This is a genomic window from Pseudoalteromonas sp. TB25, assembly GCF_000497995.1.
GTDB lineage: Bacteria > Pseudomonadota > Gammaproteobacteria > Enterobacterales > Alteromonadaceae > Pseudoalteromonas > Pseudoalteromonas distincta.
Window position 1 is genome coordinate 1 of the sequence record NZ_AUTI01000282.1, and the last position, 10,455, is coordinate 10,455.

The 10,455-nt window shown below is 38.8% G+C and carries 9 protein-coding genes and 1 tRNA gene; 2 read left to right on the forward strand and 8 right to left on the reverse strand.

The features are described 5' to 3' along the window. On the reverse strand, positions 1 to 2,603 hold a 2,603-nt coding region (locus L652_RS0109750; protein ID WP_024603427.1), incomplete at its 3' end, for an ATP-binding protein. A 72-nt stretch (positions 2,604 to 2,675) separates the two neighbouring features. Continuing rightward, the gene (locus L652_RS0109755; protein ID WP_024603428.1) at positions 2,676 to 3,131 is read right to left on the reverse strand and encodes an Lrp/AsnC family transcriptional regulator; all 456 of its coding nucleotides are present in this window, start codon (positions 3,129 to 3,131) and stop codon (positions 2,676 to 2,678) included. Between the two features lie 136 nt (positions 3,132 to 3,267). On the opposite strand from L652_RS0109755, the gene L652_RS0109760 reads away from it, so the two are divergent. Together L652_RS0109760 and L652_RS0109765 are read left to right on the forward strand one after the other, a co-directional pair. After that, on the forward strand, positions 3,268 to 4,437 hold the full coding sequence (locus L652_RS0109760) for a monodechloroaminopyrrolnitrin synthase PrnB family protein (protein ID WP_024597155.1): 1,170 nt from the start codon (positions 3,268 to 3,270) through the stop codon (positions 4,435 to 4,437). A 1-nt stretch (position 4,438) separates the two neighbouring features. Further along, positions 4,439 to 5,563: an aminotransferase class V-fold PLP-dependent enzyme gene (locus tag L652_RS0109765; RefSeq protein ID WP_024597154.1), complete on the forward strand. Its 1,125-nt coding sequence runs from the start codon at positions 4,439 to 4,441 to the stop codon at positions 5,561 to 5,563. Here the strand turns inward: L652_RS0109765 and L652_RS0109770 are convergent. The 6 genes from L652_RS0109770 to L652_RS0109800 form a co-directional block, all read right to left on the reverse strand. Beyond that, on the reverse strand, positions 5,547 to 6,035 hold the full coding sequence (locus L652_RS0109770) for an RNA-binding protein (protein WP_024597153.1): 489 nt from the start codon (positions 6,033 to 6,035) through the stop codon (positions 5,547 to 5,549). The two genes, L652_RS0109765 and L652_RS0109770, sit on opposite strands and share 17 nt — an antisense overlap. Before the next feature lie 305 nt (positions 6,036 to 6,340). Further along, positions 6,341 to 6,433: transfer RNA gene (locus L652_RS0109775), tRNA-Ser, on the reverse strand. A gap of 128 nt (positions 6,434 to 6,561) precedes the next feature. After that, positions 6,562 to 6,744, reverse strand: coding sequence for a hypothetical protein (locus L652_RS0109780; protein WP_024597674.1), 183 nt, complete (start codon positions 6,742 to 6,744; stop codon positions 6,562 to 6,564). A 323-nt stretch (positions 6,745 to 7,067) separates the two neighbouring features. Then, positions 7,068 to 8,603 carry a lysine--tRNA ligase gene (gene lysS / locus L652_RS0109785; RefSeq protein ID WP_024597675.1) on the reverse strand — a complete coding sequence of 512 codons (1,536 nt, stop codon included), beginning with the start codon at positions 8,601 to 8,603 and terminating at the stop codon, positions 7,068 to 7,070. Positions 8,604 to 8,629: 26 nt separating this feature from the next. After that, positions 8,630 to 9,728, reverse strand: a protein-coding gene (gene prfB, locus L652_RS0109790) for a peptide chain release factor 2 (RefSeq protein WP_139015393.1) whose coding sequence is annotated in 2 segments (ribosomal slippage) — positions 8,630 to 9,652 and positions 9,654 to 9,728 — 1,098 coding nt in all. Because the reading frame shifts where the segments join, the coding sequence is not laid out codon by codon here. A 143-nt stretch (positions 9,729 to 9,871) separates the two neighbouring features. Beyond that, positions 9,872 to 10,455: DHHA1 domain-containing protein (locus L652_RS0109800; protein WP_024603429.1), on the reverse strand; the 584-nt coding region annotated here is incomplete at its 5' end.

Below are 10,455 nucleotides of genomic sequence, written 5' to 3' on the forward strand. Positions count from 1 at the left end.
ATAACGTCGGCAGTTAAAGCAATAATCGGGAGTTCTTGTTCGGTTTTAAACTGGCGGATTAGGGCCGTTGCCCTATAGCCATCCATTACAGGCATTTGGCAATCCATAAGCACTAAGTCAAAATGCTGCTTTTTAACTATATCAACGGCCAGTTCGCCATTTTCTACTATATACGGCACAATCCCCAGCGAGCCAAGCATCGCTTTAATAACCATTTGATTCACTGGGTTGTCTTCTGCGACCAAAATGTCTAGCGAAGTAATATTAGTATTATCAAATGTAATAACATGTTCTTTTTTAGGCTCTGTTGTTTCTAATTGCATTGAAAATGTAAACGTAGAGCCTTTATCTATTTCACTTTCAAGTGCTATTTCTCCCCCCATTAATTGGCTTAGCTCTTTTGCTATTGTTAAGCCCAGCCCTGTACCACCAAATTGCCTAGAGGTAGAGCTATCAGCTTGGGTAAATGCATTAAATAATTTTTTATGTTGGCTTGGCTTTATACCTATTCCGGTATCCCTAATGGTTATAACAAGCTGTACTTTATTGGCGGCAGTAAACTCTGTTTCTATGTTTAAAGTAACGCTGCCTTGGCTTGTAAATTTAATCGCGTTACTACATAAATTAAGTAATATCTGCTCAATTCGCATCGGATCACCAATAAACCAGGTATCTAAAGGTAGCTTTGAGTTAACTTGCCATTTAATACCTTTGTTAACAGCGCTTTGTTCAAACATATTGTTTATGCGTGTTATTAAGGCACCTAGGTCGAATGCAATAGATTCAATAACTAACTTTTGGGATTCTATTTTTGATATATCAAGAATGTCATTAATTAAGTTTAATAAACTTTTAGATGATGAGTTTATTTTATCTAAATAGCCAATGAGTGTAGTTGCAGTGTCTGTTTCGCGAGCAAGTGAAGAAAAACCAATAACGGCATTGAGCGGTGTTCGTATTTCGTGGCTCATATTAGCTAAAAATTGGCTTTTAGCTTGATTAGCTAAATCGGACTGCTGTTTTGCTTGTGCGAGTGAGTGTGTACGCTCTGCAACTTGACGTGTAAGCGCTATTTGTTGCTGATTAAACAGTAGTAAAACCATTAAAATTAAAGAACATACGGCAACTTGAAGTATGAGTAATAATAAAGTTAGCTGACTATTATGTTGTGTTAAAAAGCTTTCTTTAAGGGATAGTTTTACAATCCATTTTTGCCCTGCAAAGTCCACGTCAAACGACATTAAACGGCTGCCTTTGGCTTGCTGAACATCTTGAGAGTAATTACTATAAAACGGCGGTGTATTTGTATCTTCATATATACCAATCGAAAACATATCAGACTGCTGTTTAGTAATAGCTTGTTCAATAATACTTCGTACTAAAAATACACCTGTGGCATAGCCTTTAATTGTTTCTTTATCGTTACTTTGAGAATACACAGGAGCAAATAATAAATAAGCTGGCTTAGGCTGTTTGGTCTGTACTAGTTGAATTATCTTAGTCCCTACGGGCATATATTTTATAGCAGGGTTAAGCAGGGAATTTTTTCGATCAGGGTTTGAAAATACATTAAAGCCAATAGCTTTTTGATTACCATTAAAAGGAGCTATGTATTTTACTATAACAAGGGGATCGCTAATTTCAAGAGGCTCACCTACTACATCAACATCTAAATGGTAAATGTTTGATATCTCTTGAGCAAAGACGTCTCGTTGATCTTGAGGTATTTTTGCATTCCACGATAAAGCGTGAATAAACGCATGCTGGGTTAGTAATTGGCTAGCATAAGAATAAAAATCTTGTTGGCTTAATGTTGAAGATGATTGAACCTGACTTGCTAGGCTCTGCACTGCAATAATACTGCGATTTGTATATCTATAAAGGCTGTTTTCTATAACATGGACTTCACGTTCGGCGATTTTAATTGTGCTTATACGGTTTTCTTGATCGTATAGCTGTGTTGTGACCGCAACCGACACAAATAAAATAGAACATACTGCAATTGTTGGAAACGCCGATATATTATGTTGGTTAGACTTTTGTGGTAATAAAGAAAGTAAAAACGGAGTTGCAATTATTACTCCTAATGTATCGCCAAGCCACCAGTAAATAACATTCTTCCAATGATTATCAATACTGTAAACTGAGTTAAATTGACTAAGAGCGAACACGCCAAAGTTAGCCGAAATTAAACTGACTAATATGGCTATGACGAGAATAAAGTAAATTATGTTTTTACGCTTTTTAAAGCGTAGTGGGTGGCCAAGCCAAAATTTTAGTAAAGCAGCGCCCACCATTGCCTGTATAACCACACCAAAGGCGATATACATAGCCTCGTTAAATGAGTTACCGACAAGGACTAGCTCATGAGCTGAACTATCAAAAATATTTAAATTAAATGCAATTGCAGCTACAAATAAAGGCGGGATAAAGCGCCACCACCAAATATAACAACCGACCAAAGCTATACCAGCAGGTAACCAAATTGGAATTATTTGCGAATTAAAAGCAAGTTTAGTGAGTGCTATACCCACTAAAAAATATGCTAAAGCAAACATGATGTAAAAAATAATAGAATGATTTTTAGAGTTAAAATTTTTCACATAAGGTCCAAGCAATTATTATTATCGTTTTGAAATATCAGTATAGCTAACAGTAAGTTATTTGGGTTATTTTTATAATGGTAACTGTTTTTTGCTAAATGATTGTTTAAGCACAACTGTTGATTCTATATTTGCGATACAACTTAAGCCACCTAGTTGATGTTTTACAAACGTTTCGTAGCTCTCAAGATCATGGGCAATTATTTTTAATAAATAATCATAGCTCCCTGATATTACACAACACTCTAATACATGTGGTAATTTTTCTACATGTTGCTCAAATTGCTCTGCAGCACTTACCGAGTTTTGGCTTAATCGCACAAACGCATATACCAACACATTAAGGTTAAGTGCTTTAGGGTTTATGGCGGCGNGGTAGCCGGTAATAATGTTTTCTTGCTCTAACTTTTTTATACGTCTTAGGCAAGGTGTATCCGATAGGTTAATACTACTGGCCAAGTCTGAAACCGACATACGAGCTTGGCTTTGCAGTGCAACGAGTAATTGCTGATCTTTTTTATCTAACATAGTTGTCGGCTTTTATTAATTATTTTTATATTTGTAGTGATTATTGCTAAGTATTGCAGTTTTTACTAATTTTTTTGGCGTTTTACCCTCATTGAACTCTGTTAGCATTTAACTATAAAAATAATAGAGCACAACAATGAACACACATACCGCTATTTTCGATCACTGGATACGAACAGAGTTTGTCACTTTAAATAGTGAATTAGAGCAGCTTTATTGGCAGCAAACCGATAAAGCAAATGTAGAAGGGGTAGGCGAGGCCTTAAAGCAACAATTAGAAAAAAAAGGCAACGCATTAGTTAGCAATTTATTAGCCGAGGGCAACACAGATCAAGGCTTTGATAGCGCTTTTGACTTACTCGGTAACGTAGGATTGTTTATGGCAGCGTGTAGGCGCCATGAAATTACTGAGCCAAGCAGAGAAACCACCTCTCCACTAATAGAAGCCTCAGCGCTTGCTATGCATATTGGTGCATCCATTGGCGTAACCCCTCGTTTTGCTACCGCCCATTTAACTACTCATAACAAAGCACTTAACGGTATTTATAAACGATTTACTAATTTACCCGATGAAAAGCTATTTATTGATTACAACACCCAAGGTATTTTGGCCTATAAACGAGCAAGTGATGCTTTATTAAAAATACTGCCGTTAGGCATTTCACACCCCTTGTGTGGTGAGTTATTAAAAGTAGCTAAACAAGCGCTTATAGATGTTATTGAATCAAATAATGCACTTTATTCTGAGCTCGATACAGATCGCTTTTTTAACTGCGTTCGCCCTTATTATAAACCGTATCGTGTAGGTAAAGAGGTTTACAGAGGTGCAAATGCTGGTGACTTTGCAGGTATTAACGTGATTGATATGTTACTAGGCCTTTGTAGCGCAAACGAGCCTAGTTACTCGCAAATGCTGGTGGATAAGTTTTTATATATGATGCCAGAGGATCAGCAAATACTACGAGAAGCCATGCGTATGCAAAGCTTTATGGATGACTTTTTACAAGCAGAGCAATATAAAAATACAGGTTGGTTTAAAAACCACGCAAAGTTATTTATCCAAGTGTGTAAATTACATGGTGACACCGCGGTCGGTCATCATAATCAACTGGTTGAAAAGTTTATTGCTCAGCCTTCAAAAAATATGCAACAGCAGTATATGAGTAAAGTAACAGCAAGTGGTCCGCCGCTTCATGTATTGCTTGATTCGCTCGAAAAACTAAGAGATAGGCGAGCCAGCGCAAAACGCGACGATATAAAAACACGTTTTGACGATCTAAATACACTTAAAAAATGGATTAAATAACATGCTTAAAAACGATTTTTGTATGGCCGATGGCTGTTATTTATTAAACCACTCGGTAGGGCGTCCTCTTAAAAATACACAGCAATATTTAGCACAGCACTATTTTTTACCATGGGAGAGCTCAAGTAAAGAACCTTGGCAGCAATGGCTTCCCGCAGTTGAGCAATTTACTAGCGCACTTAGTAAGTTATTTAATGCGCCTAGTTCGCAGTTTTGTCCTCAAGTTAATTTATCAAGTGGCTTAACAAAGTTGCTTATGTCGCACCCTCGATTACAGCAAAAAAATTGTAAAGTGCTTATGGCGCAAAGTGATTTTCCGAGCATGGGTTTTGCAATGCAAAAAGCATTACCAGAGTGCGCACAAATTATGTTTATACCAGAGCACGAAAACCTAACTGATATTAATGTTTGGCAGCGCTATATAACTTGCGATATCGACTTGGTTTTTATAAGCCATGTGTATTCAAATACAGGTGTACAGGCGCCTGTATACGATATTGTAGCTATAAGTAAATTAACCAATAGTTTATCAATAGTTGATGTTGCTCAGTCAGCGGGGGTTATACCGCTTGATTTAAGCGTGCTCGATGCGGACTTTATGATTGGCTCGAGCGTTAAATGGTTATGTGGTGGCCCAGGTGCAGCTTATTTATGGGTTAACAAAAATCAAATAGAGTATTGTGAGCCTAAAGATGTGGGTTGGTTTTCGCATCAAAATCCATTTGAGTTCGATATTAACCACTTTGAATATAACGCCAGTGCGCTCAAGTTTTGGGGTGGCACCCCTTCTGTAGCGCCTTATATTATTGCCGCAAATAGTATTACCTACTTTGCAGAGCTAACAGCTCATAAGGTAAGGGTGCATAACTTAGCGATGCTTACGCTTATTCATGAGCAACTAAGCGAATATGTTGTATCACCTATGAGTGGTGATAAATGCAGCGGGACTGTTATTTTGTTTTTTAACAAGCAGCAAGACCATGTACTTACAGAGCTTAATAAAGCGAAAGTCAGTGTAGATGCTCGCAAATTTGGAATACGAGTATCGCCACATATTTATAATACTCAAGAAGACGTTGCGCAATTTATTTCTATAGTAAAACGAGCGCTTAAGGGTTTTGGCTAAGCTGCTGCTTTCTTTGCTTTAATGACTCTATTTTTTGCTGCGTTTGACTAATTGATGCGTCGTAGGCTTGTTTTAATGAATTTGTTTTAGTTGCGATAGCATCAGCAATAGACGAAGCGCCTAAACGATTGGCCTTATCTTGGGTCATATAATCTATTTGTTGTTTTTTAGCTGCGTATTCTTTTTGGCTTTGTTCAATAGATAGCTCAAGGCGCTTTATTTCACGCTCTATTTGCTGAACCTCTAAGTAGTCATCAACAGAGGTATCGGTAATACCTTTACCGGGCGTAGAGCTTTTATATGCTTCAATTACATTTATATCTTTAAGAGTAATAACTTGTGCATCTTTAGCGCAAGGCGTTTGGCTAAAAGTAGGAACGCCCTTAATTACACACTTATACACTGTTGTACTTTGTGCCAAGGTAAAAAATGGTGCTGCCGCGCAAAATGATAGCAATATGAACCGGATCATAGCTAAACCTAAAAGTGGCTAAAGTTGTGTTAATAATGCCCTAAGTTATTACTAGGCACAATTTGTTTAGTTTTTATAAATTTTAGGCACAAAAAACCACAATCAAGTGGTTTAAATTAAGTATGTTCCAGAGGGGGGTAGACTTGCTTACATCCATGTAATCAATCGCTGCGCGACGCTTGCAGCGGCCCAAAATGTTCCAGACATTTTGTCGAACCCTGTCGAGGGTTCTCACCCTCCCAATTTAGTATCGGTGTTAAATTTTAGGCACAAAAAAACCACAATCAAGTGGTTTAAATTAAGTATGGTGGAGAGGGAGGGATTCGAACCCTCGATAGAGCTACAAACTCTATACTCCCTTAGCAGGGGAGCTCCTTCGGCCACTCGGACACCTCTCCGTCTTGTGGGGCGTATAATAAAGATTTCAGAAAATATGTCAAACACTTTTCTACCAAAAACGATTATATGGTTATAGATTGCACATATGCTTGGTTTAAAAGTGTAATTAGTTTGAAATTTAAGCGGGTTACGCGTTTTTATTTGAAGGATTAACACCTAGCACGGGAACTAAGTCATCAGTTAACTGAGCCAAATACTGTTCTTGGTAACCTAACTGTTGAAATTCAGCAATACAAGCACGGTAATAAGCATTTCGTTCTTGCTCTGATGTGCCCTCTTCTGAAAAATCATCTACTCGTTTGTCTTTCATACTATTATTCTAAGTCCTTTAAGAATCTATACTTAACTGCTAAATACCAAGCAGTGTAAATTTCGTGCGTATTCTAGCTAAAACCTTTACATAAATACAACATATGTTTAAAAAACAATCATACTAAAAAGTTATAGCACTGTTAGTTTTAATATTAAAAACTGCCAATAACAATAAATTAGTGAAGCTGAATTGCACATTAACCAGCACTAATAACTACATTTAATTTTTAGTGTAGTACTTATTAATTAAAATACTAATACAAAATAAAAAAACGCCGCTATTAAGCGGCGTTTATTAACTTACTTTGCTCTACTCAAAGCTTAGTCAGCTTGCGGGCGCATATGCGGGAACAAAATAACGTCTTTAATTGTAGATGAGTCAGTAAACAACATTACTAAACGGTCAATACCAATACCTTCACCTGCAGTTGGCGGTAAGCCGTACTCAAGTGCGCGTATGTAGTCTTCATCGTAATGCATTGCTTCATCATCGCCTGCGTCTTTCTCTTCAACTTGGCGTGTAAAGCGCTCTGCTTGGTCTTGTGCATCGTTAAGCTCAGAGAAACCATTTGCAAGTTCACGACCGCCAACAAAAAATTCAAAACGGTCGGTAACAAATGCATTTTCGTCGTTACGCCGTGCAAGTGGAGAAACTTCCCACGGGTAGCCAGTAATAAACGTAGGTTGAATAAGCATGTGTTCTGCTGTTTCTTCAAATATTTCACACAAGAACTTACCTGGGCCCCAAACACAGTTTTCAGGAATTTTAACGTGCACTTGTTTAGCGTACGCTTTTAATTCGTCAAAGTGGTTTTCTGGGTCGTTAAATACCGCAGCATCAAACTCAGGGTTATATTTTAAAATTGCGTCCGCCATGCTTAAACGTGTAAACGGTTGGCCAAAGTCGTATTCAACTGAGTCAATTACTTCGCCGTTTTCGTCTTTAGTTGTATTAACTACAACTGCACTACCTAGTACGTTTTCTGCAACCGTACGTAACATGTCTTCAGTGATGTTCATCAAATCGATGTAATCAGCGTATGCTTGGTAAAATTCAATCATTGTGAATTCTGGATTGTGACGCGTAGATAACCCTTCGTTACGGAAGTTACGGTTAATTTCGAATACACGGTCAAAACCACCTACCACTAAGCGCTTTAAGTAAAGCTCAGGCGCTATACGTAAGTACATGTCGATATCAAGCGCATTATGGTGAGTTACAAACGGACGCGCAGATGCACCGCCAGGTATAACCTGTAGCATTGGTGTTTCTACTTCCATAAAGTCACGGTCTGCTAAAAAGCGACGAATGCCTTCAACTACTTGTGAACGAATGCGGAATGTTTCGCGCGTTGCTTCGTTAGTAATTAAATCAACGTAACGTTGGCGGTACTTTGTTTCTTGATCTGATAAGCCATGGAATTTTTCAGGTAACGGACGAAGTGACTTAGTTAATAATTGGTACTCAGTCATTTCTACGTATAAATCGCCTTTACCTGATTTATTTAGCGCGCCTTTAACACCAATAATATCGCCAGTGTCTAGTTGACCATATTTTTCTTTAAGATCTTTTTGAACATCTTTAGATGCATACGCTTGTACGCGACCTTTCATGTCTTGAATTACAAAAAATGGTCCACGCTTTGCTAAAATACGGCCAGCAATAGACACAACTTCTTGCATTTCTACTAATTCTTCTTTGCTTTTATCACCAAACTGGGCTTGCAAATCAGCCGTGTAATGCTCACGACGGAATTGGTTTGGATGACCGTTGGCTGGGCAATTTTCGCGTATAGCGTCTAACTTGCCGCGACGCTCAGCGATTAACTTGTTTTCGTCTTGGATTTTATCAGTCATTTTTTAGCTCTTTATTAGCTTGGTGGTTATAGGCCAGATTTAAGGCTGGCTTCAATAAATTTATCTAAGTTACCGTCAAGTACCGATTGGGTATTACGGTTTTCAACGCCTGTACGTAAATCTTTAATGCGTGCGTCATCAAGTACGTATGAACGAATTTGACTACCCCAACCAATATCAGATTTAGCGTCTTCTTGCGTTTGTTTTTCAGCATTTTGCTGTTGTAGCTCAAGCTCAAATAATTTAGCTTTTAACTGCTTCATCGCTTGGGCTTTATTTTTATGCTGCGAACGCTCATTTTGACACTGCACTACCGTATTTGTTGGTACGTGAGTAATACGAACCGCCGATTCGGTGGTGTTAACGTGCTGACCACCCGCGCCCGATGCACGGTAAACGTCTATACGCAGGTCTGACGGATTCATATCAATTTCAATGTTATCGTCAACTTCTGGGTATACAAACGCAGAAGCAAATGAAGTATGACGACGACCACTTGAGTCAAATGGGCTTTTACGTACTAAACGGTGCACACCAGTTTCGGTACGTAGCCAACCGTAAGCGTATTCGCCAACAAAGCGGACAGTTGCGCCTTTAATACCGGCAACATCACCGTCGGTCGCTTCAACTAGCTCAACTTTAAAGCCTTTAGCCTCGCCCCAACGTAAATACATACGAAGTAAAATGTTACACCAGTCTTGTGCTTCAGTACCGCCAGAACCTGATTGTAAATCAAGGTAAGCATCGTTTGAGTCATGAGGACCCGAAAACATACGACGAAACTCTAAACCTTCTAACTGCTCGTTTAGATCGCTAAGTTCGCTTTGCGCTTCAACAAAGGTATCTTCATCTTCAGCTTCTACAGCTAGCTCAAGTAAGCCTTCAACGTCGTCAGTACCGGCTACTAGGTTATCGATTGTTTCAACAACCGCTTCTAATGCTGATTTTTCACGGCCAAGCGCTTGTGCGCGTTCAGGCTCATTCCATACGGCTGAATCTTCAAGCTCGGCGTTAACTTCTTCTAAGCGTTCTTGTTTAAGAGCGTAGTCAAAGGTACCCCCGAAGCAATTCAGTACGTTCGCGAATTTCCTTGATTTGATTAATCACAGGATTCACTTCAAACATGTACATCACTCCAAAATGGCTAGGTAATTGCGCCCCTTTAAATGGGATTTTCGCAATAAATTATCGTCAAATGATAAAAACGCCCGATTTTAACAAAAAACCGCGCGCTTTATTAGCATTTTATGCATGATATTACATATTTTTTAATGCACTTTTTCAAGCTCTCTAACTATTAATTGCAGCGTAAATTTACCTCTAAACTCATTTATATCGAGCTGATACGCTACTTTTACAAACTTCGCCTCAGTATCTGGCCACTCTTTTACATCAATACCAAAAGCAATGGCGTCAACTAATCGACCAGATTGGTGCTTTAACACGAGCTTTAAATGCTTTTCGCCTACTATGCGCTGCTGTATTACTTCAAAGGTATGCTCAAACACCGGCTCAGGAAATTGCTGACCCCACGGGCCCGATTGCTTTAATAGCTGGGCAAAATCCATTGTAAAGCAGTCGTTTGGCAGCTCGCCGTCGGTAAACACAATGCAGCGTTTACTTTCTTCACTTAGTTGCGCGCTAACTGCGGCATCAAACGCTTTTTTAAAGTCGTTAAAGTGTTGCTCGTTAATACTTAAACCGGCGGCCATTGCGTGACCACCAAATTTATTAATTAAATGCGGGTCGGCGGTATTAAGTCCTTCGAGTAAATCGCGCATGTGTAGCCCTTCAATAGAGCGGCACGAGCCTTTTATTTCACCATTTTCGCCACCAGCGAATATAACGGTAG